Origin of the sequence: Streptomyces sp. ISL-100 (assembly GCF_018614615.1) — a bacterium.
Taxonomy (GTDB): Bacteria; Actinomycetota; Actinomycetes; order Streptomycetales; family Streptomycetaceae; genus Streptomyces.
In genome coordinates this window covers 155,091-181,519 of the sequence record NZ_JAGGOK010000004.1, presented here as the reverse complement: position 1 = coordinate 181,519, position 26,429 = coordinate 155,091, and the positions used below count along the sequence as shown (strand labels likewise).

26 protein-coding genes and 4 pseudogenes are annotated in these 26,429 nt (G+C 69.5%); 19 read left to right on the top strand and 11 right to left on the bottom strand.

The genetic code is table 11. The annotated features are described in order from the left end of the window. The first annotated feature begins 13 nt into the window (after positions 1-13). The 4 genes and pseudogenes from J7E89_RS03155 (at position 14) to J7E89_RS03140 (ending at position 4,621) form a co-directional block, all read left to right on the top strand. A pseudogene (locus J7E89_RS03155) lies at positions 14-2,117 on the top strand (helix-turn-helix domain-containing protein). 17 nt (positions 2,118-2,134) lie between these two features. Then, positions 2,135-2,695: an XRE family transcriptional regulator gene (locus J7E89_RS03150; RefSeq protein WP_214968004.1), complete on the top strand. Its 561-nt coding sequence runs from the start codon at positions 2,135-2,137 to the stop codon at positions 2,693-2,695. 246 nt (positions 2,696-2,941) lie between these two features. After that, positions 2,942-3,361, top strand: a complete 420-nt coding sequence (locus J7E89_RS03145) for a hypothetical protein (RefSeq protein WP_214968001.1) — start codon at positions 2,942-2,944, stop codon at positions 3,359-3,361. A gap of 393 nt (positions 3,362-3,754) precedes the next feature. Then, the gene (locus tag J7E89_RS03140) at positions 3,755-4,621 is read left to right on the top strand and encodes an aldo/keto reductase (protein WP_214967999.1); all 867 of its coding nucleotides are present in this window, start codon (positions 3,755-3,757) and stop codon (positions 4,619-4,621) included. A gap of 65 nt (positions 4,622-4,686) precedes the next feature. On the opposite strand, the gene J7E89_RS03135 is transcribed toward J7E89_RS03140, so the two are convergent. Further along, positions 4,687-5,208 carry an AAA family ATPase gene (locus J7E89_RS03135; protein WP_214967997.1) on the bottom strand — a complete coding sequence of 174 codons (522 nt, stop codon included), beginning with the start codon at positions 5,206-5,208 and terminating at the stop codon, positions 4,687-4,689. Positions 5,209-5,361: 153 nt separating this feature from the next. Here J7E89_RS03135 and J7E89_RS03130 point away from each other — a divergent pair, with 153 nt between their 5' ends. Beyond that, positions 5,362-5,817 carry a hypothetical protein gene (locus J7E89_RS03130; protein ID WP_214967993.1) on the top strand — a complete coding sequence of 152 codons (456 nt, stop codon included), beginning with the start codon at positions 5,362-5,364 and terminating at the stop codon, positions 5,815-5,817. 33 nt (positions 5,818-5,850) lie between these two features. Here J7E89_RS03130 and J7E89_RS03125 read toward each other — a convergent pair. After that, positions 5,851-6,610: pseudogene (locus J7E89_RS03125) on the bottom strand (class I SAM-dependent methyltransferase). An 80-nt stretch (positions 6,611-6,690) separates the two neighbouring features. Between J7E89_RS03125 and J7E89_RS03120 the strand changes: the two are divergent. Further along, positions 6,691-7,256 (top strand): annotated as a pseudogene (locus J7E89_RS03120) (GNAT family N-acetyltransferase). Here the strand turns inward: J7E89_RS03120 and J7E89_RS03115 are convergent. After that, on the bottom strand, positions 7,222-7,824 hold the full coding sequence (locus J7E89_RS03115; RefSeq protein WP_214967991.1) for a GNAT family N-acetyltransferase: 603 nt from the start codon (positions 7,822-7,824) through the stop codon (positions 7,222-7,224). The pseudogene J7E89_RS03120 and the gene J7E89_RS03115 sit on opposite strands and share 35 nt — an antisense overlap. Positions 7,825-7,964: 140 nt before the next feature. Here J7E89_RS03115 and J7E89_RS03110 point away from each other — a divergent pair, with 140 nt between their 5' ends. The 5 genes from J7E89_RS03110 to J7E89_RS03090 all read left to right on the top strand — a co-directional run bounded on the left by J7E89_RS03110 (position 7,965) and on the right by J7E89_RS03090 (position 10,889). Further along, on the top strand, positions 7,965-9,044 hold the full coding sequence (locus tag J7E89_RS03110; protein ID WP_214967988.1) for a YihY/virulence factor BrkB family protein: 1,080 nt from the start codon (positions 7,965-7,967) through the stop codon (positions 9,042-9,044). Between the two features lie 83 nt (positions 9,045-9,127). Beyond that, positions 9,128-9,658, top strand: coding sequence for a phosphatase PAP2 family protein (locus J7E89_RS03105; RefSeq protein ID WP_214967985.1), 531 nt, complete (start codon positions 9,128-9,130; stop codon positions 9,656-9,658). 114 nt (positions 9,659-9,772) lie between these two features. Next, entirely contained in the window at positions 9,773-10,192 is a 420-nt protein-coding gene (locus J7E89_RS03100; protein ID WP_214967982.1) for a phage holin family protein, read from the top strand. After that, positions 10,189-10,623 carry a DUF3618 domain-containing protein gene (locus J7E89_RS03095; RefSeq protein WP_214967979.1) on the top strand — a complete coding sequence of 145 codons (435 nt, stop codon included), beginning with the start codon at positions 10,189-10,191 and terminating at the stop codon, positions 10,621-10,623. Before J7E89_RS03100 ends, J7E89_RS03095 begins: the two co-directional genes overlap by 4 nt. Next, complete coding sequence (locus J7E89_RS03090) at positions 10,623-10,889, top strand: DUF4235 domain-containing protein (protein ID WP_214967977.1); 267 nt, start codon at positions 10,623-10,625, stop codon at positions 10,887-10,889. The genes J7E89_RS03095 and J7E89_RS03090 overlap by 1 nt, the downstream gene beginning before the upstream one ends. A gap of 86 nt (positions 10,890-10,975) precedes the next feature. On the opposite strand, the gene J7E89_RS03085 is transcribed toward J7E89_RS03090, so the two are convergent. Next, the gene (locus tag J7E89_RS03085; RefSeq protein WP_214967974.1) at positions 10,976-11,392 is read right to left on the bottom strand and encodes a nuclear transport factor 2 family protein; all 417 of its coding nucleotides are present in this window, start codon (positions 11,390-11,392) and stop codon (positions 10,976-10,978) included. Between the two features lie 92 nt (positions 11,393-11,484). Here J7E89_RS03085 and J7E89_RS03080 point away from each other — a divergent pair, with 92 nt between their 5' ends. Further along, the gene (locus J7E89_RS03080; protein ID WP_214967971.1) at positions 11,485-12,075 is read left to right on the top strand and encodes a TetR/AcrR family transcriptional regulator; all 591 of its coding nucleotides are present in this window, start codon (positions 11,485-11,487) and stop codon (positions 12,073-12,075) included. Between the two features lie 177 nt (positions 12,076-12,252). Here J7E89_RS03080 and J7E89_RS03075 read toward each other — a convergent pair whose 3' ends face one another. Continuing rightward, the gene (locus tag J7E89_RS03075) at positions 12,253-12,672 is read right to left on the bottom strand and encodes a hypothetical protein (RefSeq protein ID WP_214967967.1); all 420 of its coding nucleotides are present in this window, start codon (positions 12,670-12,672) and stop codon (positions 12,253-12,255) included. A 358-nt stretch (positions 12,673-13,030) separates the two neighbouring features. On the opposite strand from J7E89_RS03075, the gene J7E89_RS03070 reads away from it, so the two are divergent. Beyond that, positions 13,031-14,797, top strand: a complete 1,767-nt coding sequence (locus tag J7E89_RS03070) for a PP2C family protein-serine/threonine phosphatase (RefSeq protein ID WP_214967964.1) — start codon at positions 13,031-13,033, stop codon at positions 14,795-14,797. A 23-nt stretch (positions 14,798-14,820) separates the two neighbouring features. Here J7E89_RS03070 and menC read toward each other — a convergent pair whose 3' ends face one another. Further along, positions 14,821-15,930 (bottom strand): o-succinylbenzoate synthase, encoded by a 1,110-nt coding sequence (menC, locus tag J7E89_RS03065; RefSeq protein ID WP_214967961.1) that lies wholly within the window; start codon positions 15,928-15,930, stop codon positions 14,821-14,823. Beyond that, on the bottom strand, positions 15,927-16,730 hold the full coding sequence (locus J7E89_RS03060; RefSeq protein ID WP_214967957.1) for a chorismate synthase: 804 nt from the start codon (positions 16,728-16,730) through the stop codon (positions 15,927-15,929). Before J7E89_RS03060 ends, menC begins: the two co-directional genes overlap by 4 nt. Positions 16,731-16,797: 67 nt before the next feature. Between J7E89_RS03060 and J7E89_RS42270 the strand changes: the two genes are divergently transcribed. Continuing rightward, positions 16,798-17,844, top strand: coding sequence for a hypothetical protein (locus J7E89_RS42270; RefSeq protein WP_374196777.1), 1,047 nt, complete (start codon positions 16,798-16,800; stop codon positions 17,842-17,844). Next, positions 17,841-18,314 (top strand): PucR family transcriptional regulator, encoded by a 474-nt coding sequence (locus J7E89_RS40515; RefSeq protein WP_374196776.1) that lies wholly within the window; start codon positions 17,841-17,843, stop codon positions 18,312-18,314. The genes J7E89_RS42270 and J7E89_RS40515 overlap by 4 nt, the downstream gene beginning before the upstream one ends. On the opposite strand, the gene dapE is transcribed toward J7E89_RS40515, so the two are convergent. From dapE to J7E89_RS03040, 3 genes and pseudogenes are all read right to left on the bottom strand, one after another. Beyond that, a complete protein-coding gene (gene dapE, locus J7E89_RS03050) occupies positions 18,292-19,338 on the bottom strand; it encodes a succinyl-diaminopimelate desuccinylase (RefSeq protein ID WP_214967954.1) in 1,047 nt (348 codons plus the stop codon). The genes J7E89_RS40515 and dapE overlap by 23 nt on opposite strands. Continuing rightward, positions 19,335-20,756, bottom strand: a pseudogene (locus tag J7E89_RS03045) (amino acid permease). The gene dapE and the pseudogene J7E89_RS03045 overlap by 4 nt, the downstream one beginning before the upstream one ends. Before the next feature lie 91 nt (positions 20,757-20,847). After that, positions 20,848-21,285, bottom strand: coding sequence for a protein-tyrosine phosphatase family protein (locus J7E89_RS03040; RefSeq protein WP_214967952.1), 438 nt, complete (start codon positions 21,283-21,285; stop codon positions 20,848-20,850). 179 nt (positions 21,286-21,464) lie between these two features. Here J7E89_RS03040 and J7E89_RS03035 point away from each other — a divergent pair, with 179 nt between their 5' ends. Next, a complete protein-coding gene (locus J7E89_RS03035; protein ID WP_214967949.1) occupies positions 21,465-21,761 on the top strand; it encodes a chaplin in 297 nt (98 codons plus the stop codon). Positions 21,762-21,941: 180 nt separating this feature from the next. Further along, positions 21,942-23,396 (top strand): glyceraldehyde-3-phosphate dehydrogenase, encoded by a 1,455-nt coding sequence (locus tag J7E89_RS03030; RefSeq protein WP_214967947.1) that lies wholly within the window; start codon positions 21,942-21,944, stop codon positions 23,394-23,396. Between the two features lie 82 nt (positions 23,397-23,478). Here J7E89_RS03030 and J7E89_RS03025 read toward each other — a convergent pair whose 3' ends face one another. Then, positions 23,479-24,273 carry a VOC family protein gene (locus J7E89_RS03025; protein WP_214967944.1) on the bottom strand — a complete coding sequence of 265 codons (795 nt, stop codon included), beginning with the start codon at positions 24,271-24,273 and terminating at the stop codon, positions 23,479-23,481. Between the two features lie 277 nt (positions 24,274-24,550). Between J7E89_RS03025 and J7E89_RS03020 the strand changes: the two genes are divergently transcribed. Both J7E89_RS03020 and J7E89_RS03015 read left to right on the top strand, forming a co-directional pair. Further along, positions 24,551-25,069: a hypothetical protein gene (locus tag J7E89_RS03020; RefSeq protein WP_214967941.1), complete on the top strand. Its 519-nt coding sequence runs from the start codon at positions 24,551-24,553 to the stop codon at positions 25,067-25,069. Positions 25,070-25,130: 61 nt separating this feature from the next. Continuing rightward, positions 25,131-26,363 carry an aromatic acid exporter family protein gene (locus tag J7E89_RS03015; RefSeq protein ID WP_214967938.1) on the top strand — a complete coding sequence of 411 codons (1,233 nt, stop codon included), beginning with the start codon at positions 25,131-25,133 and terminating at the stop codon, positions 26,361-26,363. The last annotated feature ends 66 nt before the right edge of the window (positions 26,364-26,429 follow it).

The following is a 26,429-nucleotide window of genomic DNA, read 5'->3' as shown; positions in this document are numbered from 1 at the left end:
GAGCAAGCGCCGCATGGCCAGCAAGCCCGACCCCGTCGACGCCCTCCTGAAGTCCGGGCCGCGCCGCACTCACCTGCCCGAGCCGGCCGAGCGCGCCCGGCTGCGCACCGACTACGGCCTCACCCAGAACGAGATCGCCGCCGCACTCGACGTCACGCGGACCACCGTGGCGGGATGGGAAGCAGGCCGCAGCGAACCTCAGGGAACCACCCGAGCCGCCTACGCCAAGCTCCTGGAAGGCATCGCCACCCAACTGGCAACCGCGCCCGAACCGCGAACCGCTCGCGCAGCGGGGGAAGCACAAGCCACTGCCGCTCCGCCAGAACGGCCAACCGCCCCTGCGGCGCCGGAGACCCCCGCGATGCCGTCCCCGGCCCGCACGCCGTCGGCGTCGCGCCGCCCGTCCGCGAAGCGGCCTGCGACGAGAGAGCCCGTTCACGCCGCGGTGGCCGTCGATCCGCGCCTCGCCAACGGCCCGCTCGCGGTGCTGGACGGCGACGGATCGGCGTACTGCGTAGGCGGCCTGGTGCTCGACTGCCCGGCCACGACGATTCCCGCCCTGGTCGACTGGGCCCTTTCCGAGGCGCAGCTGGGGGCCCCGGCTGAACCGCAACGGCAAGGACGCCGACCCGCTGGTTGTCATCACCGCCTCGGCCGCCGAGCGGCTCGGCCTCCCGGCCGCCCTGGAGGACCGGCGAGGTCTTCGCCTGCCCGAGGACCACAAGGTCAACCAGCAGATCGCCCGGGCGAACTGGAAGACGACCAGGCGCGGTTTCGGCCCCTGGGCCAGGGTGTACCGCCCGGCGCAGGCCGGCCGGCGCCAGTGCGTCCAGTTCGCGATCGTGCCCTGGGGCGCGCTCGACGCACGCGCCTGGGGCGAGGCCGCGGGGCTGCCGGCTGCGGAACTCGCCCAGGTACTGGGCACGTACGCCACCAGAGTCATCACCCCGCGCGGTTCCTGTGCCGTGTCCGGCCTGGAGCTGATGACCGCGCTGCGCCCGCCGACCCGTGCGGTCAAGGACGCGGCGACCGGCGCGTGGTCGTCCGGCCCGAACCCCGGTTCGCTCACCGCCCCGGTGGACCCCGCGCCACCGGAAGCCCCGGACGAGCACCCCGTCGTCGCCGCCCTGCACCCGCGCGGCCACCGGCGCACCCCCGGCGAAGTCCTCGACGAAGAGGCGTACGAGTGGATCCGCGACCCCGAGCTGCTCACCGACGAGGAGTGCGCGAAGCCGTACGCCGTCGGTATCGACGTCAACATGGCGTTCGCCGCCGCCGCGAACCGGCTGAACGTCGGCCTCGGCCCTGCCGCGCACATCCACAATCCGGCATTCGACCCGAAGCTGCCCGGCAGCTGGCTCGTCAACCTGTCCCACATCGAGATCGACCCGCGCCTCCCGAACCCGTTCACCCCGCACGGCGTCCGGCCGGACGGCCCCGCCTGGTACGCGACGCCGACCGTCGCCTACGCAGTGGAACTCGGTCACCGGGTACAGCCTGAGCAGGCGTACGTCCGCCGCGAGCACGGACCGTACCTGGACTCCTGGTACTCGCGGCTGCGCGACGCGTACATGGCCACCATGGAACAGCTCGGAGTCGTATCCGGAATGGGCGAGGCGGAGTTCCTCGCGGCGATGGACCGGCACAAGCAGGTCGACGCCGGGCAGGCCGCCGTCCTTTCCGCCATCAAATCCACGGTCAAGGGCGGCATCGGCAAGCTCCGCGAGCGCCCGCAGGGCGTGGGTTACCGGCCGGGCGAACGCTGGCCGGCCCTGGAGCGCCCGACCTGGCGCCCCGACATCCGCGCCGCCGTTATCTCTGCCGCCCGGATCAACATGCACCGCAAAATGCTCAAGCTCGCAGGCGTCGGACTCTTCCCGGTGGCCGTCCTCTCCGACTGCGCCGTATACCTGTCCGACGGCCCCTCACCGCTGGATTTCCTGCCCCGCACGCCCGAGGACAAGCCGCTGCCCGGAGGACTCCGCCTCGGCGTCTCACCGGGGATGGTCAAGTGCGAGGGCAGCCAACCGATGATGTGGGCTGTGCAGATGCTCGATCAAGGCCACAACCCCGCCCGGCACATCAAGGGGACCGACGCGTCGGCCGACGGAGAATAGGAGACCAGGGGTCAGCGATGGGCATTCTGGGCGACAGCCTCGACAAGGCGGAAGCGAGCACGTTCACCCGGCCTCTTCCGAAATCCGCGCAGGCGCAGATGCGGTTCCTCGTGAAGCACGAAAGGGGTTCCACCAAGGCGGTGGCCGAGCGGTTGGGCACCTCCCAGCGCACCGTGGAGCGCTACCTCAAGGGTCAGTTCAAGCGGCCCCGTAAGGACCTCGCCGCCCGCCTGGTCGCCGAGGTGGGCAAGAACTGGCAGCCCAAGGTCCGTGACCGCGCCAAGAAGCAGGCCGCCAGCACCACCGGGATCGTGATCGAGACCCGCGCGCGGTTCGGATTCACCGCGGCGCCGGGTACTACGGACGACAGCCGGCTGCGGCTCATCACCCAGCACCTGCCGCCCGCGTACGCGAGCCGCCTCTTCGACGCGCAGGCCGCGAGCGCCACCGAACAGCAATTGCAACGCATCGCCGCCGAAGGCCTTCAGGAGGAGTACTTCAAGGACCGCGGCCGCCGAGCACCCGGCCTCCAAGTGGAGCTGACCGACATCGACTACATCGAACTCGACTACAGCTGACGCCTCACGAGCCCACGGGCGAAGGCCCCCTGTGACTGAGCGCTTCAGTTGGCCGCTGAGCGCTTGAGTTGGCCCCGCTGAGCGTCACGGTTGGCCAGCAGGGCAGCTGTCCTCTCGCACCTGCGCTGACTTCGTGCGAAGTGGGCAGTCGACGGCGGGCAAGCAACGATGCCGATCTCGCCATCCACGGCGTGGCGGAACCCGGATCCAGGTCCGCCGGGTGAGGACTGGTACGGCAGGTATGCCTTGCGGAACACGTTCGGCTCGTACAAGCCGCACTTTTGGGCCGGTCACCGCTGGGACCACATGCGCGACTTCGTCGAGCCCACGGTGCGCGAGGTACTGGACCGGTTCAACGATGCTCTGTTCTGGCATGGCCTGGAGGACACCACCGGGGTCGGTTCGGGGCTCCCGGAGCGGCCGTGCACCTGGGACACGGACCTGTTGCTGTGGTGTCCGCCCGATCAGGTGCCGCTGATCGCCGGATGGTGGCGGCAGGCGGCACCCCAACTGGAACTTCTGCGCGAGCCGTTCACCCAGCACGCCGCGGAGCCCTGCGGATGGATCACGACCTTCGAAGCGTTTGCCGACCTTCTCACCGACTGGGGCGAGGTGGTCACGGAGGCAGAGCGCCGCGGCTGGGGCATCGTCGGCCTGCGTTGCTGACCGCCACCTCGGTTCACCGTTGGCATCCCGGCAGCGGGATGAGCAGCAGTGCGCAGGTGGCGCGTCGCTGTTTCCCTGATCAGAACCAGTGTCAGCCCACGACAGGATCAGGCAGGACCGCATCAACCGCATCTCCCCAAGCCCCGCAGGTGCGAGAGGACAGTTGCCCTGCTGGCCAACCGTGACGCGCAGCGGGGCCAACTCAACTTGGAACGGTCACGACCCGCAAGAATTGCGTGCTCAATGTCCAGATGGCCATAGCGCCATCTGCAAGCTGCACCTGAGCGCCGACGGCCGCTGCCGCCCGTCGTCCCTGATCGTCACGCCGGGTCAGCGTGCTGACTTCCGCATGAGGCGAGCCCCGGTATCGTCGGGCGGACGAGGGGGAAACCGATGACTTCAAGCACACCGAACACTCCGGGCACGGCGAGCACGTTTTCCATCGGAGGCGAATACCGGGTGTTCCGGCTCGGGTTCGGCGCCATGCGCCTGCCGACCGAGCCCGGCCCTGAGCGGGTTGCCGCCATGGCGGTGGCCCGGCGCGCTGTCGAGCTGGGTGTCACTCTGATCGACACCGCCCACCTGTACGGATGGGGGGCCAACGAGGAACTCCTGGCCGACGCCCTGTATCCGTACCCGGACAACCTGCTGATCACCACCAAGGCCGGGGTCACTCAGTCCGGGCCGGAAGGCTGGGCGTACGACGCACGGCCGGAAAGCCTGCGCGAGCAGGTTGAGCAGAGCCTGCGCCGACTCCGGACTGCGCGCGTCGGCCTCCTGCAGCTGCACCGGATCGACCCGAAGGTTCCAGTCGCCGAACAGATCGGCGCGCTCCGCGAGCTCCAACTTGAAGGGAAGATCGGGCACCTCGGGCTGTCCGAAGTCACCACCGCGCAGCTCGCCGAGGCCCGGCAGGCCGCCGAGATCGCGAGCGTACAGAATCGCTACAACCTCCTCGACCGAGACTACGAGCCGGTTCTGGAGGCATGCGAGGCCGGCGGCATCGCCTTTCTTCCCTGGCGTCCCGTCGCCGCAGAAAGTGCCTCGGGTCAGGCGTCCGTTCTCGCCACCGTCGCCAGCGAACTCGGGGCCACCGTTCCCCAGGTCCTGCTCGCCTGGCTGCTCGCCCGTTCCCCGGTCGTCCTGCCGATCCCCGGAACCGGCTCGCTCGCCCATCTGGAGGAGAATCTCGCTGCGGCAAACCTCCGGCTCACGGACTCGCAGCGGCAGCGCCTGGACCGTACGGCCTTGCCTGCCTAGACAAGCCGCAGCGACAGCGTCCGAAGCTGTGACGACCTGCCTGTGTTTCGCGTGGCGGGCTGACCTCAACTCTTGACTGCCTCTGCGATCTGCAGGGCGGCCTGGGCGGGCGTGAGGTGCGTGGTGTCGACGACCTCGGCCTCGCCGTGTAGCCAGGTGCGGGCCGCCTCGGCGTAGGGCTCAAGGTATTTGAGACGGAATGGGGAGGGGCCAAGAAGAGTGTCCCCCTCGATGCGCCCGCGCAGGGTGTCTTGGTCAGCGTGGAGGACGAAGTGCCGTACGGCGATGGCATGTTGGGCGAGGCCCGTGCTGATCTCCCGCCAGTACTGCTCGACCAAGACGGTCATGGGCATCACCAGAGTGCCGCCGGTGTAGTCGAGTACGCGGCGGGCGGTCTCGACTACGAGAGGCCGCCACGGCGGCCAATCCTGGAAATTGCCCGTCCAGGGCAGCCCCGGCGTGATGTCCATGAGTGTCTCGCCGACCTTCTCGGCGTCGAACACCCGTGAATCCGGGATCAGCTGCTGCACGAGTGCACTGGTCGTTGTCTTGCCTGCGCCGTGGGTGCCGTTGAGCCATACGATCATGGGGCCGACGCTACCGCTGTGCGGGCCGCCTGCCCGGCCAACGCTCAACTGGCCAAGTGAAGCGCTCAGTCACACCCCCCGAACGGAGTTGGTGTGGACCTGCCGCTAGAGTGCGTTGCTTGATCGGCGTGCCGTGGGGGCGAAGGGGGAGGAATGAGTGGGCAACTGAGGGACACAGCCAGCGAGTTGGCCGAGGTGCTGTGGCGTGAGCACACCGTGTACCGGGACCGGGCGGGGGGCGTGGTCATCCGGGGCGAGCATGTGCAGCGCTGGATCAGTCTCGCTCCGTCGGGGGGCCGGGGCGAGATACTCGTGCGCGCCGGCCGCATCCTCCACGGCGGCACCACGGCTCCGGCGCGTTCGGAAGCGATAGTGCCGCTCGCCGCCGGGACGGGCGAACTCGCCGCGACCTGCCGCCGCCTGCTCGCGGAGGCCGCTGTCGACGCGGCGCCGCGAGTGCCGGGCCCGTCGAGCGCCGGCCGCGCGAAGGGCGCCGGCAAGCAGCGGCAGCGAGGAAGGCACACGAGCTTCAGCTCCTGGGTCGTGCTGGCCTGCGTGGCGGGGGTTGTCGCTCTGTACCTCTACAGCGCCGGAGCGTTCGGCAGGTAGCGGCAGGAACGCGCGCGTGACGCCGGATTCCCGTCAGACGGGCTTACGGGCCTCGATGAGGAAGCGGGTCGAGTGCGCCACGAACGGCCCTTCGCTCTCGATCTTGTCGTGCAGTTCCCGCAACCGGTCGCGGTATTGGTCGACGGTGAAGCCGGGGACCATCCAGATCACCTTCCGCAGGAAATAGATCACCGCGCCGATGTCGAAGAACTCGGTCCGCAGCCGCTCGAATCGCAAGTCGACCACGTCCAGGCCGGCCGCCTCGGCGTCCCGGCGTTCGTCGTCGGGATGGCGCGCGCGGCGTACTTCCTCGCGCTGCGGCCCGAGGAAGTACTCAACGAGTTCGAAGACGCTGGAATGGCCGACGTGCTGGGAGAGGTACGTGCCACCGCCCCGAAGCACGCGGGCGATCTCCTCCCACCACACCGTCGCCGGGTGACGGCTGGTCACCAGGTCGAAGGCACCGTCGGCGAACGGCAACGGAGGTTCGTCCGCGTCCGCGACGACGACGGCGCCGAGCGGGTGCAGCAGCCTGGTCGCCTTGGCGACGTTGGGCGGCCAGGACTCCGTGGCCACCATCACCGGTGGCAGCTTCGGCGCCCCGGCGAGAACTTCCCCGCCGCCGGTCTGGATGTCGAGGGCGGCGGACGCGCGGGCCATGCTCGCTCATCGTGCGCTGATACCCCCACGAGGGGCGTTGCTCGGTGGCGCGGCCATCAAGCCAGGAGAAGTCCCAGCCGTCGACCGAGACGGCTTCTGCCTCCGCTACGAGGTCATCAAAAGTGCGTGACATACCTGGATCATTTCCGCAGAAATGGATGGAGTCAAAGAGAAATTTCCGCACATTCCCGCTGGCAGGAGGCGCTGTTTGCCATGCTCGCGTACATGCCTGACGTCTCCGCTGTCGCCTTCTGGCCGGCCTCTCTCCCCACATCGCGACTCGTCTTGCGCCCGATCGAGCCTCCGGACGTACCGGAGATCGCTCGTCTGTGGACGCACCCAGAGGTACGTCGCTATCTCGGCGGACCTGTGGCGGAGCAGACAGTGCGCGAGCGCGAGGGTGCGTGTGTCGGTGCTCCGGGAGCGTTCAGCGTCGTACGGCAGGAGGACGGCGTGGTCGTCGGGCTGGTGGCGGTGGAGCCGGGTGGCCGGGGCGGCCGTACCGAGGTGTCGTACCAGTTCCTGCCCGAGTACTGGGCTGCGGCTACGCCGGTGAGTCAGTGGCCGCCGCCGTCGACTGGGCCTCGGCGCAGGTGCCTTCGCAAGTGCCGGGCGTGGTCGCGGTGACCCAGGAGGCCAACCTCCGTTCCCGACGCCTGCTTGAAGCGCTCGGCGCGACGTTGACCGACAGTTTCGCCGAGTGGCAGGAGCCGCAGGTGCTGTACGCCTTCCCCCGACGTACTGTCACAGCGGTCCAGCCGGGTATTCGTCTTCCTTGATGCGCGCGTGAAGGTGCATGTCGTGCCATCCGTCGGCGTGCAGATGCGCACTGCGCTTGATGCCTTCCGCCGCGAAACCGGCCTTGAGGGCCACCCGGCAAGACGCCTGATTCGCGACCGAGTGGACGAGCTCGAGCCGGTGGAATCCGATCTCCTCGAACGCCCACCTCGCCAGTGCCGATACGGCGCGGGGAGCGACGCCCGATCCGCGGGCCGAGGGGACAGTCCAGTACGCGCATTCGGCCTGTCCCACCGGCAGAAGCATCGACCGCAGGGAGGCCCGGCCGAGTAACCCGTCGCTGTCCGCACGGACAACCGCCCACTGGGCGTCCGTCTCGGCGCGCCAGCTTTCCTGCCATCGCCTGATCCAGCCACGGGCCTCGTCCTCCGAGTCCGCCCGCCGCGCATGCCAGCCCTGAATACCCGGATCCTGGAACGCCGCGGCGATGGCGGCGGCGTCCGTACGGCGCCAAGGGCGCAGGAGCAGACCACCCTTGGCCGGCAAGGAGGGCTGATCGCGTCCGGAGAGGCGGCCCGCAGGCACGAAAGGCGGCACCAGGGAAGGCATGCACGACATCATTCCCTGCCGCGGAAGGCCGGCGCGTGGCTTTGGGCGAGACACCCTAATGCCACGCAGCTTTTCAGGAAACATCGAGGTGAGCGTCGGCTCCACGTGCAGAACCCGGAGTTTGGGGTTACTCGTAGGTCATGGCATCGAAGTGGCGACAAGAGCATGGAGACGACGATCAGGAGCGCGATCGCCGGCACGCGGACGCCGGGTCGGCCGGGGAACCCGGCAGCCGTGCGGGGCCGGACCCGCAGGTGGAACGGAACGCTCCTGACAAGCCAACCCAGATGGGCAAGCAGTCGTGGGTCGCGGTGCTGCGCCGCACAGCGGCAGAGTTCAAGGACGACGAGCTGACCGACCGCGCAGCGGCGCTGACGTACTACGGGATCCTGGCGCTGTTCCCCGCACTGCTTGTACTGGTGTCGATCCTGGGCATCGCGGGCGAGTCGGCGACCAAGAGCGTCCTGGACAACATCACGAAGCTGACGCCCGGATCCGCCCGCGACATCATCACCGGGGCGGTCGAGCAACTGCAGGCCAGTGGCAGCGGTACGGGATCGATCCTGGCGATCGTCGGTCTGCTGGGTGCGCTGTGGTCGGCGTCCGGCTATGTGGCCGCGTTCATCCGCACGTCCAACGCGGTCTACGACATCCCCGAAGGCCGGCCGGTCTGGAAGATCACGCCGTTGCGGCTGGTCCTGACGCTGGTGTTGATGATCCTGGCGTGCGTCAGCGCGCTGATCGTGGTGTTCTCCGGCGGCCTCGCCCGGCAGTTGGGTACGACCCTGGGCATCGGGGACAGCGCCCTGAACGTCTGGTCGATCGTGAAGTGGCCGGTCCTCGTCCTGCTGGTCACCATCATGATCGCGCTGCTGTACTGGGCATCACCGAACGCCCGGGGCCGCGGCTTCAGGTGGGTCACTCCCGGCAGCTTCCTGGCCCTCGTGATCTGGATGATCGCCTCGGCGGGCTTCGCGCTGTACGTGGCGAACTTCGCTTCGTACAACAAGACGTACGGCACCCTGGCCGGAGTGATCATCTTCCTGGTGTGGCTGTGGATCACGAACCTGGCGATCCTGCTGGGTCTTGAGTTCGACGCCGAGATGGCCCGTGAACGCGCTATCGCCGGCGGCCACCCCAGCGAGGAGGAGCCCTACGTCGAACCGCGTGACACGCGCAAGTGGACTGATCAGGACCGCAAGCAGATGGGCAGCGACTGACTGTGCCGGGACCCCTGAATAGAGGTGCGGACGGGGTTGACGTCGCGCGGTCGAAACAGGCCGTCACGCGTCTCCTCCACGACATGCGCCGCCTCGACCGGCAGCTCACCCGCCGGGCCGCCTCCTGGGACTCACCCTGGGCGCGCCAGGTCCTCCCGGCGGTGGAGGCGGCGGCCGAGCGAACGAAACTGTGGTGGGGTGCGGCCCTGGCCATGGCTGTGGCGGGAGGCGCGTCGCAGCGCAAGGCCGCGGCCGGGGGAGTGGTCAGCATGCTCTGCGCGCAACTGGTGTCGAACGCGGTGTGCAAGCAGCTGTACGAGCGGCGAAGGCCCCCCGCGGACATGATCCCGCACGACGGTGTCGACGACCGGCCGGACACCTCGTCCTTCCCGTCCGGGCACACCGCCGCCGCCGTGGGTTTCACCACCGCGGTGGCCTTCACCTCGCCGTGGGTGGGGGCGGCAGCCGCGGTTCCCACCGTGCTGGTGGCCCTGGAGCGCGTCCAGGCCGGCGCGCACTACCCGAGTGACGTCGTGGCCGGCGCCGCGATCGGTGTGGGCAGCGCCCTGCTGGTGCATCACGCGCCTCGCCTGCTGCTCCGCGCCCTGTTGTAGGGCGGTCTCTTCGTCGGCGGCGCGTGGGCTGTCCGCTGGCGGGCACACGAAGTAGGGGCTACGACTTGATTGACAGCCAGCAGCGGGCAGGTCGAGGAAAGGCAGGTCACGACGATGAGCACGTCAGTGGACCAACGGCCCCACACGGACAGTAAGGAGTCGGTGGGAGATCTGGTCAAGCACGCGTCGGAGCAGATTTCCCAGCTGATGCGGCAGGAGCTGCGCCTGGCGCAGGCCGAGATGCAGCAGAAGGGCAAACGGTTCGGGCTCGGCGGCGGTCTGCTGGGCGGAGCCGGCGTGGTCGGTCTACTGGCACTACAGGCCATCGTTGCCACCGGGATCATCGCCCTGGACCTGGTCTGGCCGTTGTGGCTCTCGGCGCTGGTCGTCACCGGAGCCCTGCTTGTCGTGACGGCGGTACTGGCCGCCGTGGGCAAGAAGCAGGTCAGCCGAGCCACGCCGGCCACTCCCGAGCAGGCCATCAACAGCGTCAAGGCCGACGTGGCCGAGATCAAGGAGAGGGCACGTCGATGACAAAGGCAAAGGGCAACGGTTCCTCGCCCAACCCCGACGAACTGCGGGCACAGGTGGAGAAGACCCGCGAGGAGCTGGGCCGGACGGTCGAAGCGCTGGCAGCCAAGGCCGACGTAAAGGCGCAGGCACAGCAGAAGGCGGCGAAGGTCAAGAGCGTGGTGCAGGACAAGGCCGCGCATGCCCTCCATACGGCGCACGACAAGACACCCGGGCCGGTACGGGACAAGGCTGCCTCTGCCAACGAGCAGCTGACGGACACCGCTCTCATTCTGGGACGCAAGCTCCACGGCAGGGGTTCGGAGCCCGGTGCGCGAGAGGGACGGCTCGGCGGCAGGGCCAAGCGCCCCGGCCGCGATCTGCTCGTGTTCGCCGGTTTTGCCGCGCTCGCCACCGTAATTGTTGTCGCCACGCGACGCAGCAGGAGGTGCTGATGAAAGCGTCCAAGGTCGCGTACAAGCCGGTCGGCCTGGTGCTGGGCGCCGTGAGCGGCGCACTGGCCGGCATGGTTTTCAACCAGGTGTGGAAGGTCATCGGTCACGACGAGGACGCCCCCGACGCCACCGACATGGAGCGCGGCTGGCGGGAAGTCGTGATCGCCGCTGCCGTGCAGGGCGCGATCTTCGCGGCGGTCAAGGCGGCGGTCGACCGCGGCGGCGCCACCGCCGTACATCGCCTGACGGGAACCTGGCCGGGCTGAATCGGCTGACCGGCCGGCCCGGCGCTTCGGAGGAGGAGCCCGATGCTCCGCTCCCCGGCGGCGTCCATCGGGCTTCTTCTCGCGCATCAGGCTATGCGTCGCTCGTCCGCCGCGATGGCGAGGTCGTTGATGCTCGCGTACCGGCGTCGCATCAGGCCGTTCTCGTCGAACTCCCAGTTCTCGTTGCCGTAGCTGCGGAACCACTGGTCCTCGTCGTTGTGCCACTCGTACTCGAAGCGGACGGCTATGCGGCTGTCCGTGAAGGCCCACAGCTCCTTGCGCAGGCGGTAGTCCAGCTCGCGCTGCCACTTGTCGCGCAGGAACTCCACGATCTCCGCGCGCCCGCGCAGGAACGTGTCGCGATTGCGCCACTCGGAGTCCTCCGTATAGGCGAGGGACACCCGCTCCGGGTCCCGGCTGTTCCACGCGTCCTCGGCCGCCTTGACCTTCCGCAGGGCCGTCTCGGCGGTGAACGGCGGGAGGGGCGGCCTCTTGTCAGTCATGACTCTCCTCTTCACGGGAGGGAGAATGAGAATTCTCCCCGGCCTGCAGTAGCCTAAGAGAACAGTGATTCTCTTGCAAGGGGAGAGTTGGCATGGAAGCCGCGGCACAAGAGACCCGCATCCTCGACGCAGCCGAGACGCTCTTCTACGGGCGTGGACTGCAGGCGGTCGGCATGGCCGAGATCCGCGACGCGTCCGGGGCGTCCCTCAAGCGCCTCTATCAGCTCTTCCCTTCCAAGGACCACCTGGTGGAGGCGTACCTGCGTCGACGCGACCTGCGATGGCGCGCTTCGCTTGCGAGTTACGTCGAGACCCGGCCGCCGGGTGAGGAACGGATCCTGGCGGTCTTCGACTGGCTGCGGTCGTGGTTCCAGGAGCCAGGCTTCCGCGGCTGCGCCTTCGTCAACTCCTTCGGGGAACTGGGCGCCACATCGGACGAAGTGGCCGCCGCCGCCCGAGACCACGTCGATGCCCTGAAGGACTACCTGGCGCGCCTGGTGACCGATGCGGGCCGCGCCGACTGGCTGGCGCGGGCGCTCCTCCTGCTCGTGGAGGGCGCGATCACCACCGCCGCCGTCTCCGAGGGCAGTGCTGCGGCGGACCATGCCCGCGAGACGGCACGCAGGCTGCTGGAACTCGCCTCGGACAGCTCAAGCAGCGACGCACCGGGCGCCGTTGACTAGAGCTGCCTTCCCTTGAGCCAGGCCCGCTGGACAGTCCTGTAGTCGGTCACCACGATTTCCTCCCGCCGGAGGAGTTCGCGGGCCGCCGGGGATGTCGGAAACTCGTAGTCGGTGCGGCGTACAGGTTACGCAGCAACTCGGCGTATCGGGCGGGCTTGTCGTCGACGTCGCGCGGCGTCACCGTGTCGTCGCGGGGACGTGGACGGTGCCGCTGTGGCTGATGGTCAGGGGTGGGCTGCACGCGCCGTGCGGCAGTTCGGGCGAGGTGATCCGTACGCGGTACGGCCCCTCAGGCAGCTCCGGCACCACGACGGACGCCCGCAGCGCACGCGGGTCCACCTGTGAGGCCAGTACCGCGGCCTCGGACCACTTCCCCTGCTCGGTCCTGCGCTCCAGCAGGACGCAGCACGGATAGCCGAGACCTCCCGTTATCCGCCAGCTGATCTGCCGTCGCTCGACCCAGTTCCAGCACTCCCCTCCGGTGGGCGCCCGTACGAGCAACTCGTCCGATGCCGGTTCGGGTGAGGCGGTACGGGGCGGGAACAACGCGTCGGTTGCCCGCTTCAGTTGAGCTCTGGCCAGCGCGATCCAGCGCATTCTCTTCCTTCCGTGTCGCTCCCGCGAGGGTGGCGGACCACCCGGCGCCGGAGCGGGGCATCATCATCGGCGTCATCTTCTGATTTGGGTGTTTCCGCCCCAAAACTGACCAACACGGGACTAAAGTCCCGTCCGGCAGGGACCTTCGTCACCAGTCGGCCGCGTGGCGGTGAGCGTTCGCGGGTGTCCGGGGCGGAGCCTACGATCGAGGTGAACGGATCTTGACGTGCGACGCCGGGAGGTCATCACCGTGAATGTCCTGGACAGCGGGCCGGTGACGATCTTGTGAGCTTCTCCCCGCCGGGCCCGCCGGCTGCCCGGCCACCCTGACCACCCCGGTCTACCTGGTCTCCCTGGCGTGCCGGACCTGCCGCACGACGTGGAGGGCCTCAAGTCGCTCATCGAGCGCGAGGTCGCCGCGTTGCGCGCGGATGTACGGCGTAAGACGGAGGCACGCCTGCCGCTCTCGACCACCATCACCCACGCCTCGCCCATCAGCAGCCGGTCACTGGAGACCTTCACCTCCGGAAGATCTGAGCCTACGAGCGACAGCCGGGCCGAGGGAGGCGAGGAGGGCGAAGATTCCGGTGAAGGCTGCCCGAACGGTGCGCCCGGCCACGACCCGTGGGCCTGCCTGTGCTCCAGTCTGTCGGCCATCCCGGTCTCGGCGGCGCTGCTCGACCCGGTCAAGGACGAGACCGGCGAGATCACGGACTTCGTCATTCGCGCCGGCAACCACGTCCGCTCCTCGCAATGGCTCGAAGCACCGGACAGTCAGGTGGGGCAGCGGTTGCTGGAGGCCCGCCCCGGCGCCGCGACGAGCGGGCTGCTGGCGGCGCTGACCGCGGTCTTCAAGTCCGGGCGCGCCCTCAACGGACTGACCGTGGACTACACAGAGGAGCGGCACGGCCGACTGCGCCGGGCCCCACTCCTCTACTACGCCGCCTCCTGCGGCAACCAACTGCTGACCACCTGGCTCCCCGCCCGCAGCCAGGCCGAGATCCTGACCCTCGACGCCCAGCACATCGCCTCGATGGGCTGGGGCCACTGGGACCTGCTCTCCGGTACCGTCGACTGGTCGGAGGGGCTGCACCGCATCTTCCGTACGGACCCGAGCATGCCGTGGTCCCTGACGGAGCTCTGCGACGCGGTCCTGCCCGGCGAGGTGCCGGCGCTCGCCGAGCTGATCAGCGCTGTCCTCGCCGGCGAGGAACCTTCCTGGGCCCGCATCCGCTTCCGTGTCTTCGGCGAAGTACGCACCCTGGACCTGCTCGGCAGACCCGTCGCGGGAACCGACGGTCGCCCGTGGGCCGTGCACCTCGTGGCGCGCGACCTGACACCACAGATGCGCAGCCGGCGCCGCCTCGCGGAGACCCAGCGCGAGACGGAGGCGCTGCGTCAGCAGGCCGAGGCGGAGCGGCGTATCGCGTCCGTCATGCGCGAGGCACTCCTGCCGACGCACTCCGCCGAGCTCGCCGAGCTGGGGCTGACCGTGGCCGCCGCCTACCTGCCTGCCGAGCCCGACGCGGCTGTCGGCGGCGACTGGTACAAGTGCAGGCGCCTGCCGGACGGGCGGGTACTGGTCGCCATCGGAGACGCGGTGGGCCACGGGCTGGACGCTGTGGCCCGGATGGCCCAGCAGCGTCACGCTCTCGCCGGTCTCGCCCAGACGGGCGCCTCGGCCGGCGAGATGGCGACGTGGCTGAACGAGCTCGTGTGCAGTGATCCGACGGCGCTGACCGCGACCATGATCACCGGACATATCGACCACGACCATGTCCTGCGCTGGGCGTGCGCGGGCCATCCGCCCCCGCTGCTGCGGCGTGGGGACGAGGTGTCCACTCTCGCCTCGGACCATTTGGGTCCCCTGCTCGGCCTGATGCCCGGGTACGCGTACGAGACCGCGCCGGTGCCGTTGCACACCGGTGACCTGCTGCTCCTCTACACCGACGGTGTGGTCGAACGCCGGGGCGAGGACATCACCGTGGGCATCACCAACCTCAGTCGGAGTCTGTCGGGGAACGCGGGGCTTTCGCCCGAGGAAACCCTCGACCGGATCATCGCCGATTACACGCGCACGGCCCACGACGACGATGCCTGTCTGCTCGCCATCCAGGTCAACTGAGCGCGCGGGCCGCCCATGTCACCTCACTCGCCCCACAGCGTCTGCCGAGCGCGCGTGAATCGCCGCAGGGCGTCCGCCAGCGGCTCGATGCCGATGCCGGGCCCCGTCGGCACAGGCAGGTAACCGTCGTGGAGGACGAACGGCTCGGTGATGTCCTCGGCGAAGTACCGGGATGACGCGGAGGTGTCCCCGGGAAGGGCGAAGCCGGGCAGCGCGGCCAGCGCGAGGTTGGGGGAGCGGCCGATTCCCGTCTCCAGCATGCCGCCGCACCAGACGGGCACACCGTGCGCGGCCGACACGTCGTGGATCCGGCGGGCTTCGAGATAGCCGCCGACCCTGGCGGGTTTCACGTTCACGACCCGCGCCGCGCCCATCGCGATGGCGGCCGCCGCGTCGCGCGCGCAGTGGATCGACTCGTCGAGGCAGACCGGTGTCGCGATGCGCTCCTGGAGGCGTGCGTGGGCGTACAGATCGTCCTCGTCCAGCGGCTCCTCGATGAGGAGCAGCCCGAACTCGTCGAGTCTGCGCAGGTGTTCGGCGTCCGCGAGGGAGTAGGCGGTGTTCGCGTCGACCTGGAGCGGGAGCGCGTCCCCGAACCGCTCGCGCACGGCCCGTACCGGCTCGACGTCCCAACCCGGTTCGATCTTGAGCTTGATACGGCGATAGCCCTCCCCGAGATACCGCTCCACGTCGTCGAGCAGAGCCGGGACAGACTCCTTGATGCCGACCGAGACCCCCGCCGGCACACGGTCGTGGACCGCCCCGAGGTACGTCGCGAGCGACATGCCGTGGGCGCGCAGCTCGGCGTCGAGCACAGCCGTCTCCAGGGTGGCCTTCGCCAGCTGGTGCCCCTTGATCTTCGCGGTCGCGGGCGCCACCCCGGCCGCCGTGAGCCGGGGCAGCGCGGCGACGCGCGGGATCAGGAAGTCGCGCAGCACGATCTGCGCGCCGGCCACGAACTCCGAGCAGTACAGCGGCTCCGGGTCGGCCGCGAACTCCGACCAGCCCTCCGCCGCGTCCGTGACGACATGGAGCAGAAAGGTGTCCTTGCTCGTCATCGTGCCGAAGGAGGTACGGAAAGGAGTGACCAGCGGAATGGCCACATGCAGCAGCTCAACGTGTTCGATCTTCATGCGGCCGCGCCCTCCCCGGCGCTCGCGGGCGTGAGCTGATACCAGCCGTCGCGTGACATCCCCGTCGCCGCGAAGCCCTCGGCGAAGGCCGCGGTGAACACCTCGCGCACGGCCCGCCGCCAGCGCAGCGCCTCGTCCGGCGCTTTGGCGCGCATCGCCGCGAAGTCGTCCGGCGCCCGGCACCAGATCCGGTCGCCGGTACGCACGGCGAGTGGCCCGCCGTCGGGCGCGTCGCGCAGGAGTGCCGCTCCCGTACGGTCCTCGGCCGTCGCGTCGTACGAGCGTGGCGAGCGCAGGTCCCAGACGGCGGTGAGCCGGTCACTCTCGTCGCCGTCGTTCACGCCGTCAGCCATCGGGCCGTAGAAATCGACCTCGTACTCGGGGGCGGTGGCGCCCAGCTTCACCAGGTTGAAGCGGGCGTTCCGGCCGATCAGCGGGTCGAAGGTCCAGCGCATGGTGTGCGCGCCGCGCCCGAGCGCCCACTCTCGCTGGGCCTGCTTGAGAGCGAAACCCGTGCCACGGTCGGAGGCGCCGGCCGCCGCCACCAAGGAGTACACGGACCGCTCTGCGGGCGGCCCGAAGACAGCGGCCGTCGCGCCGGCGAGCCGGTCTGCGTCGGTGGCGTCGGTGGCGTCGTACGCCGCGTGCACGGCGCCGCCCGCGTGGACGAGGCTCTGCAGGACTTCCGCCGGGTACGGGGGATTCGCCGGCGGCGTCTGCCACACCTCGGCGAAGAAGCGGCTCACCGCGCTGATGGCGGACACGTCGGCCGTGCCGACGGTCCGGATCTCGATCGTCATGCCACCGAGTCTCGGCGCCTCACCCCGCCCCCGTATTGTGAGATCGGCCAAGAAGGGGGCGTACAGAATGGAAAACTGCACACTGGGGCAGGTGCTCGACGCACTCGGCGAGTCGAGCCTCAGCGTCGTCGCCCCGCCGCCCGCCGGGCTCGCGGCGCCCGTGAGCGAGGTGCTGCTGTACGACGCGCAGGCCCCGGTCCCGCGCACGCCGGGCGGACTGCTGCTCGCCGTGGGAGTGCGGGCCGAGGACGCGCCGTACGCCGCGGCCGCCGAGGCGGGCTGCACGGCAGTCGTCGTACGCGGCCGGGCGCACCCCGCGCCGGGCATCGGCGTACTGGCCGTCGACCCGAACGTCTCCTGGCACCGCCTGCACCTCCAGCTCGCCTCCGCACTCGGCGCGGCCGCGGGCGGCGCCGCGCACGGCGATCTCTTCGCCCTCGCGGGCGCGCTCGCCGCGGCCATCGGCGGCGCGACCGTCATCGAGGACCCGGCCCAGCGGGTCCTCGCGTACTCGGCGCTCCAGACGCAGGCCGTCGACGAGGACCGGCGGCAGGGCATCCTCGGCCGGCAGGTTCCGGGCAGTCCAGAGAACAGCGAGCAGTACCGGATCGTCTTCGCCGCGCCGGGCGCCGTGCGACTGCCGGCGATCCGCGGTCAGTCGGGACGGCTCGCGCTGGCCGTACGTGCCGGCGGCGAGACGCTCGGCTCGATCTGGGTCGTGGACACGGACAACTCGCCGACGGCGCCGAGGAGTTGCTGGAGCGAGGCGCCGCCACCGCCGCCCTGCACCTGCTGCGGGCGCGCGCCGCCGAGGAGCTGGCCCGTCACCAGTACGGCGATCTGCTGCGCCGTGTCCTCGAAGGCACAGCCGACGCGGCGGGCGCGGCCCGCACTCTCGGCTTCGGTGAGAGCGAGCCGGTACGGGTGGCGTCCTTCGCGGCGGCCGGGCAGCTCGCCCCGGCCGCCGGGGAGCAGACCGCGCTGCGGCTTCTCGATCTCGTACGGCTCCAGTGCGAGGCCCGCTACGGGCGGCGCGCGTGCGTCCTGCTCGGTGGCACGGTCTATGCCCTGCTGCCGGACGGGCCGGGCCAGAAGCGGTTCGCCGAGGACGTGACAGCCCGGGCCGGGCAGGCTCTGCGGATCGCGGTCCGGGCCGCGCTGGGCCCGGCCGTCCCCGGGCTCGCGAAGGCCGGCGCCTCACGGTCCGACGCCGACCTCGCGCTGCGGGTGACCGAGGACGCCGTGGCCGCCGCCGACGAGCTGCGCGCCCGCATCGTCCTCCACCGCCTCACCGAACTGCTGGGCGATCGCGAGGAGTTGAACGCGGGCCCCTGGCGGGACGTCCTGGCGTACGACCGCGACCACGGCACCGACTACGCCCGCACCCTCATCGCCTACCTCGACGCGGGCTGCGACATGGCGCGCGCGGCGGCGCTCCTCGCCGTCCATCCCAACACCTGCCGCTACCGCCTCAAGCAGGCCAGGGACCACCTCGCACTCGACCTCGACGACCCCGACGAGCGACTGGTGCTGTGGCTGCAGCTCCGTACCCTCGCGCGACTCAGAGGCTCAGCCACCGCGTGAGCGTCGCCTCGCACGCACGGAGCTGGGCGACCGGTACGAACTCCCCGGCCGTGTGCGCGAGCGTCGGATCGCCGGGGCCGTAGTTCAGGGAGGGAATGCCCAGCTCGGTGAAGCGCGCGACATCCGTCCAGCCCAGCTTGGGGCGGGGTTCGACGTCCAGCACCTCGGTGAGGGTGGTCGTGGCGGGCATGGCGCCCGCCGCGACGTCCGTCACCTTCAGGTCGTACTCGGGGAAGAGACCGCGCACGTACGCCTCGGCCTGGGAAGCCGAACGGCTCGGCGCGAAACGGTGGTTGACGGTGACCACACACTCGTCCGGGACGACATTGCCGGCGACCCCGGAGCGTACGGCTACGGCGTTCAGCCCTTCGCGGTACACCAGCCCGCCGATCACCACCTCCGCGCTGACGTGTTCGTCAAGCCGCCGCAGCAGCGTGGCTGCCTTGTGGGCGGCGTTGACGCCCATCCAGGAACGCGCCGTGTGCGCCCGCTCTCCCCGTACCGTGATCTCGGCGGTCAGCGTCCCCTGGCAGCCGGCCTCGATGCCCGCGTCGCTCGGCTCCATGAGGACCGCCGAGTCGGCGACGAGGAGTTCGGGCCGCTCGGCGAGGATGCGGGCGAGGCCGTTGCGGTTGCTGACGATCTCCTCGCACTCGTAGAAGACGAAGGTGACATCGCGTACGGGCCGGGTCAGCCGCGCGGCGAGACGAAGGGCGACGGCGACGCCTCCCTTCATGTCGCACGCGCCGAGGCCGTACACCCTGTCGTCCACCAGCCGCGACGGGAGATTGCCGTTGACCGGGACGGTGTCCAAGTGCCCGGCGATGATGACCCGTTCGGGCCGGCCGCACGTCGTACGCGCCACCACCGAGTGGCCGATCCGGTCGACGGTGAGGTGGCCGAGGGCGAGGAGAGACGCTTCGACGGTGTCCGCGAGCACGCCCTCGCGGCCGCTCTCGGAGGGGATGTCGACCAACGCGCGGGTCAGTGCCACGACATCGGCGGTCAGGTCGAGAGTGGTCATCGGGGCCCGTCCTTCGGGATCGTTGTCTCCAGGACTGCCGTGTCCAGGGTTGCCGTCTCCAGCTTCGAACGGTGGATTCCGTAACAGAAGTAGATCCCCAGCCCAACCGCCATCCACAGGCCGAAAGCGGCCCAGGTGTCCGCGCCGAGACTGGCCATCGTGTACGCGCAACAGACCGTGCCGAGGACCGGAAGGACCGGCCCCCACGGAACGCGGAACGTGCGCGGCATGTCCGGCCGGCGCCTGCGCAGCACGACGACGGCGATGTTGACCAGACCGAACGCGAACAGCGTGCCGATGGAGGTCGCGTCGGCGAGGCTGCCGAGCGGGACGAGCGCGGCGAGCAGCGCGATGAACCCGGACACCATCAGGGTGTTGGCGCGGGGCACGCCGGTCCGCCGGTGGACACGGCTGAACAGTTACGGGACGAGGCCGTCGCGGGACATGGCGTACAGGATGCGGGTCTGCCCGTACAGGACGGCGAGCACGACAGTTGTGGTCGCGACGACCGCGCCGAACGACAGCAGGACCGGCCACAGCGTGCCGCCGCCGACCGCCTGGACGAGGACCTTGCTGAGCGTTGCCTCCGTACCCTCGAACGCCTGCCACTTCATCGCGCCGAGCGCGGCGACGGCGACCAGGACGTACAGGACGGTGATCAGGACGAGCGAAAGGATGATCGCGCGCGGCAGGTCCCGCTGCGGGTTCTTCGCCTCGTCACCGGCCGTGGAGGCGGCGTCGAAGCCGATGTACGAGAAGAACAGGGTGGCCGCGCCCGCGCTCATGCCGGCCGCGCCGAGCGGGAAGAGCGGCTGGAAGTTCCCGGCCCGGAACGCGGTGAAGGCGACCGCGCAGAAGAGGATCAGCGCGCCGCACTTGATGCCCACCATGACCGTGTTGACGCGGGCGCTCTCGCGGGCGCCGCCGAGCAGGGCGGCTGTGGCGAGGAGGACGACCGCGGCGGCGGGGAGGTTGACCGGGCCGGTGTCGGTGAGGGACAGGCCGACGGTGAGTTCAAGGAGCTCGTTGACGTACTGGCCCCAGCCCACTGCCACCGCCGCGACGGAGACGCCGTACTCCAGGATCAGACACCAGCCGCAGATCCAGGCGACGAGCTCGCCGAGGGTGGCGTAGGTGTAGCTGTACGACGATCCGGAGTTCGGGATCATGCCGGCCAGCTCGGCGTAGGAGAGGGCTGAGAAGAGCGCTGTGAGCCCGGCGAGGACGAAGGACACGACGATCGCCGGACCGGCCAGCGGGACCGCCTCACCGAGCACGACGAAAATGCCGGTGCCGAGCGTCGCGCCGATGCTCAGCGTGGTGAGTTGCCACAGGCCCATGGTGCGGCGCAGCGGACTGCTTTCGTCGGCGGTCCCGGATACTTGTTGGCGTCGTATGAGGCGCGCTCTTGTCTGCATGGGCAGATGATGGGGAAGGCGCGGGCACGGATGTTCGCCGTACGCGCCAAAAACCCCGGCCGCCCTTTGGCCGTATCGCCAAAGAGTGCGACTACCCGCCGTCGCCGAAGCGCCGGACGAAGCGCTTCTGCCAGGGAGTTTCCACCGCGCGCGGGTGGTAGTGCTGACGGGCGTACGTCACAGCCTCGTCCGCCGGCACCCCGTCCAGGACGGCCAGGCACGCCAGCGCCGTCCCCGTACGCCCGCGACCGCCGCCGCAGGCGATCTCCACGCGCTCGGCGGCTGCCCGCCGCAAGGCTTCCCGGAGTACGTCCCGTGCCTGGCCGCGGTCGTGCGGAAGCCGGAAGTCCGGCCAGCGCAGCCATCGGGCTTCCCACGGGGTCGCGGGCGGCTGCTTGCCCAGGAGGTAAACGGCGAAGGTCGGGGGCGGCCCCGGGGGAAGCGGATGACGCAGCCCCCGGCCGCGCACGAGCAGGCCGGAGGGCAACCGCATGACTCCGGCGTCGGACGAGCACCACTTCTCGGTCATATGAGCACTCTATTAAGGGCCGGAGTGACGCCCTTGGTGCCCCCGTCTGTGTCTGCTTGCGCGCATGTGCGTGAACATCCGCGTCCGTCCGGGTGGGAACGCGTAGCTGACCATGCGTCAGGGGGCACCTGTCCTGGGGGCGCGCACGAGCGTGCCCAATCCTTCTCTAGGAGAGCCACATGCGTATCCGCACCGCGATCGCCGCCACTGCCCTGGCCGCTGCCGCCGTCCTCGGCGGCGCGGGCTCCGCCACGGCGGACGCCTACGCCGAGGGCAAGGCGAAGTACTCACCCGGTGTCCTCTCGGGCAACCTCATCCAGATTCTGATCCACGCCCCGATCAACGTCTGCGGCAACACCGTCAACATCATCGCCGCGCTCAACCCGGCCGCCGGCAACGAGTGCGTCAACGTCGACGAGAAGTCGCCGCGCCACAAGGAGTCGCCGCGCCACAAGGAGGCACCGCGCCACAAGTAGTCACCGCGCCGCGAGTAGTCTCCGCGCCGCCCGGCCATGCTCAGAGCAAGGCCGGGCGGCGGCTGTGTCCGCGGCGCCGTGCGGGTGGATCGCCCTGTGCTCGCCCTGGTGCCCCCGATTGAATGATCAAAGTAGCGGGGGGTTAGCATATGAGCGCCGCCTAGCTCGAAAGATAAACCTGTGACTGTCAATGATGACTCGTTCACCAACTGGAAAAACCGCGAGGAGATCGCGGAGTCGATGATCCCCATCATCGGGAAGCTGCACCGGGAGCGGGACGTCACGGTCCTGCTTCACAGCCGCTCCTTGGTGAACAAGTCGGTGGTCAGCATCCTCAAGACCCACCGATTCGCCCGGCAGATGGCCGGTGGTGAACTCTCGGTCACCGAGACTCTGCCGTTCCTGCAGGTTCTTACCGCGCTCGATCTCGGTCCTTCCCAGATCGACATCGGCATGCTCGCCGCGACGTACAAGACGGACGACCGCGGTCTCTCGGTGGAGGAGTTCACCGCCGAGGCCGTCGCCGGCGCCACGGGTGCCAACAAGATCGAGCGCTGCGAGTCGCGCGACGTCGTCCTGTACGGGTTCGGCCGCATCGGCCGCCTCGTCGCCCGCCTGCTCATCGAGAAGGCCGGCTCCGGCAACGGACTGCGACTGCGCGCCATCGTCGTCCGCGGGGGCGGCGGCCGGGCCGTCGAGGATCTCGTCAAGCGTGCCTCGCTGCTGCGCCGCGACTCCATCCACGGTCAGTTCCAGGGCACGATCACCGTCGACGAGGCGAACAGCAAGATCATCGCCAACGGCAACGAGATCAAGGTGATCTACGCCAACGACCCGTCGGAGGTCGACTACACGGCGTACGGCATCAAGGACGCCATCCTGATCGACAACACCGGCAAGTGGCGCGACCGCGAGGGCCTGTCGAAGCACCTGCGCCCCGGCATCGACAAGGTCGTCCTGACCGCGCCGGGCAAGGGCGACGTCCCCAACATCGTGCACGGCGTCAACCACGACACGATCAAGCCGGACGAGCAGATCCTGTCCTGTGCGTCCTGCACCACCAACGCGATCGTCCCGCCACTGAAGGCGATGGCGGACGAGTACGGTGTGCTGCGCGGCCACGTGGAGACCGTCCACTCGTTCACCAACGACCAGAACCTGCTGGACAACTACCACAAGGCCGACCGCCGCGGCCGCTCCGCGCCGCTCAACATGGTCATCACCGAGACCGGTGCCGCCTCCGCCGTGGCCAAGGCGCTGCCCGATCTCAAGGCGCCGATCACCGGCAGCTCGATCCGCGTCCCGGTGCCGGACGTCTCGATCGCGATCCTCAGCCTGCGGCTCGGCCGCGAGACCACCCGCGAGGAAGTCCTCGACTACCTCCGCAACGTGTCGCTGACTTCGCCGCTCAAGCGCCAGATCGACTTCACCAGCGCTCCCGACGCGGTCTCGAGCGACTTCATCGGCTCGCGCCACTCCTCGATCGTCGATGCCGGCGCCACCAAGGTCGAGGGCGACGACGCGATCCTCTACCTGTGGTACGACAACGAGTTCGGCTACTCGTGTCAGGTCATCCGCGTTGTCCAGCACGTATCCGGGGTGGAGTACCCGACCTACCCGGCCCCAGCGGCCTGACCCGACAGGGTGCCGCGACCCTCTGGCCCCGACCGCCGCGTACCGGTGGTCGGGGCCAGAGGTGCAGGGCCAGGGGCTGAAGTCAGGCAGCCGACATCTTCGGCATCTCGCCCTTCGTCGTCTTCATGTCGATCACGGCGAACGCCGCGCCCTGCGGATCGGTCAGCGCCGCGAACCGGCCGAACGGGCTGTCCATCGGCCCGAAGTGCAGCTCGCCGCCGCGCTCGGTCGCCTTCGACACCGCCGCGTCGCAGTCGTCGACGGTGAAGTACACCTGGATGTACGGCGGGATCTCCGGCGGGAACTCGTCCGTCATCTTCATCCTCCCCAGCACGGTGTCGTCGCCCACGTTGAAGACCTTGAAGTCCATCGCGTCGTCTTCCATCCGCTGCACGCTGTACGGGAAGACGGCGGGGAAGAAGGCGTCCGACTTCTCCGGGGCGCGCGTGAAGACCTCGGCCCAGGCGTACGCGCCCGGCTCGCCGCGCTTCTCGAAGCCCTCGTGCTTGCCCGCCTGCCAGACACCGAACGTGGCACCGCTGGGATCCTTCGCGATCAGCATGGAGCCGAAGTCGCCGACCTCCATCGGCTCCATCACCATCTCCCCGCCGTTGTCACGGATCTTCCGGGCGGTGGCGGCCACATCGGGCGACGCGAGGTACAGACACCAGGCCGACTGGCTCTCCTGGCCGGGCATCGGCGGGACGACGGCCGCCACCGCCTTGCCGTCCGAGTACGCCTGCGTGTAGTTGCCGTACTCCGTCGCACTCTCACCGAAGGTCCAGCCCAGCACGTCGCCGTAGAAACTCTTGGCGCCCTCCACATCGGTGAACATCGCGTCGGCCCAGCACGGGGTGCCCTCTGGTAGTGCCGCCATGGTTTCGCTCTCTCCTGCTCGACGATTGGTCCGGTTTGTTACGGTATCCAGTCATCGGTCGAGCCGCGCGGGATGCGCGCCGGGACGAGCCGGAGCGCACGGCACGCGTGCGTCTCCCGCCGGAATCGGGAAGTGACTGGGTGTCACCTTCCGGGCGCCGAAGAGGTGACAGTCCGCAACCAGGTGGGTGACCCTCACACGTGGCAGTCACCTGAAACTCCTTCCAGGCGTTGAGGTGGGTTCGCGCTTTCGCCCCCTCTCATCTCCTGGAGGTTCCATGCTCCGTATCCGTGCCCGACAGCTGTCCGCCGCCCTGACCACCGTTGCCATGGCGATGACCGCCACGAGTGTCCTCACCTTCACCGCACAGGCGGCAGCCCCCGCCCCCGAGGCCGAGTCCAAGGCGGACTCCAAGGTCAAGGTGCTCAACTGGCTTGCGCACAAGCACTCGGACACCATGGCGAGCTCCCTGCGCAAGGGCGCTGACTGGATGTCGTACGCCTACCTGTACGAGTTCAAGAAGGGCAAGCGCGGTAAGAAGATCGGTGACGCCACGGCCCACTGCAGCGCTGTCGAGGTGACCCCTGACGCTGTCGTCGCGCAGTGCCAGAGCGTGCTGCGCACCGACCACGGCAGCATTACCCTGAGCGGCACTGTCGACCACCGCCGCTCCTGCTCGTACGGCGGCGACGCGGCGATCACCGGCGGCACCGGCAAGTACTCGGATGCCGAGGGACAGGCGGAGGCGGTCTTCTACGGCGACTACGCCAAGTTGCGCATCACCCTCGACGACTGAGCGCACGGGTGATTGACGGCCGATGGCGCCTGTGTGAGAGGAGAGCGGGAACAAGCTAAGGGTGCCTGAAGTTACCGACCCTTTGCTGAACCTCGTCCGGCGGCACAAAGAACCCGTGGTCGTACAGACCGTGCGGTCCACCGTAGCCGCGGTGATCTCCTACGTCGTCGCCCTGATGCTCAGCAGCGAACCGGCGCCGCTGACCGCACCGCTGACCGCATTGCTGGTCGTCCAGGTCACCCTCTACGCGACGCTCACCACCAGCATGCGCCGCATGAACTCGGTGGTGGCCGGGGTGGTCATCGCCATCGGCTTCAGCTCCCTGGTCGGGCTGAGCTGGTGGAGCCTCGGGCTCATCATCCTCGCCTCGCTGACCATCGGCCGTTTCGTGAAGGCCGGTGAGTTCGTCCCCGAAGTGGCGATCAGCGCCATGCTGGTGCTGGGTGTGACGCGAGTGGCGGCGACGGCCTGGGACCGGGTGCTGGAGACGCTGATCGGGGCGGTCGTCGGGCTGCTTTTCAACGTCCTGTTCGCGCCTCCGGTGTGGGTGCAGCCCGCCAGTGCGGCCATCGAGGGTCTCGCGGGCCGCATGCGGGACTTGCTGATGCGTCTCGGTGACCAGGTGCGCGGCCACACCACCGTCGCGGAGGCCGCTGAGGTTCTGCACGCGGCACGTCGGCTGGATCACGACATCGTGGAAGTGGACGCGTCCCTGCGGCAGGCCGAGGACAGCCTGCGCCTGAACCCCCGCGTCAAGGAGGGCCTGCTCTTCCGGATCGTTCTGCGCACAGGCCTGGACACCCTGGAGATCTCAGCGGTGGTGCTCCGCACGGCGTGCCGCACCCTGACCGACCTCGCCAAGGAGCGGACGGACGAGCCGCTTTTCCCCACCGAGATCGCCACCGCCCTGCGGGAGCTGTTCATCCACATGTCCCGGGCGATCGAGAGTTTCGCCGTACTGATCACCACGCAGGTCAGCGCCAACGCGGAAGAGGCGGAGGTACGGCTCAACAAGGAGCTCGCCGCCAGCCGCGCCAGCCGCGAGATCGTCGCTCACCTCCTCCTCGACGGCGTCCAGGAACACCCCCGCCAGTGGCAGCTGCACGGAGCGCTGCTGGCCGAGATCGACCGGATCCTGGACGAGCTGGACGTGGAGAAGCGGTCCATGAGGCTGGTGGAGGAGCTGGACCGGCAGTCCCGTGAGCAGCGGGAGAAGTACCCGCTGGTGGACAAGCTCCGGGGCCGGCTGCGTGTCGGCCGGTCGCGCGAACTGCCCGAGGAGACGCTCGACTAGGGACGCGGTCATCGGGTACCCGCACCAAGGTGCCAAGATCCGCGCGGCAGGCACGCTGCCGTGCGT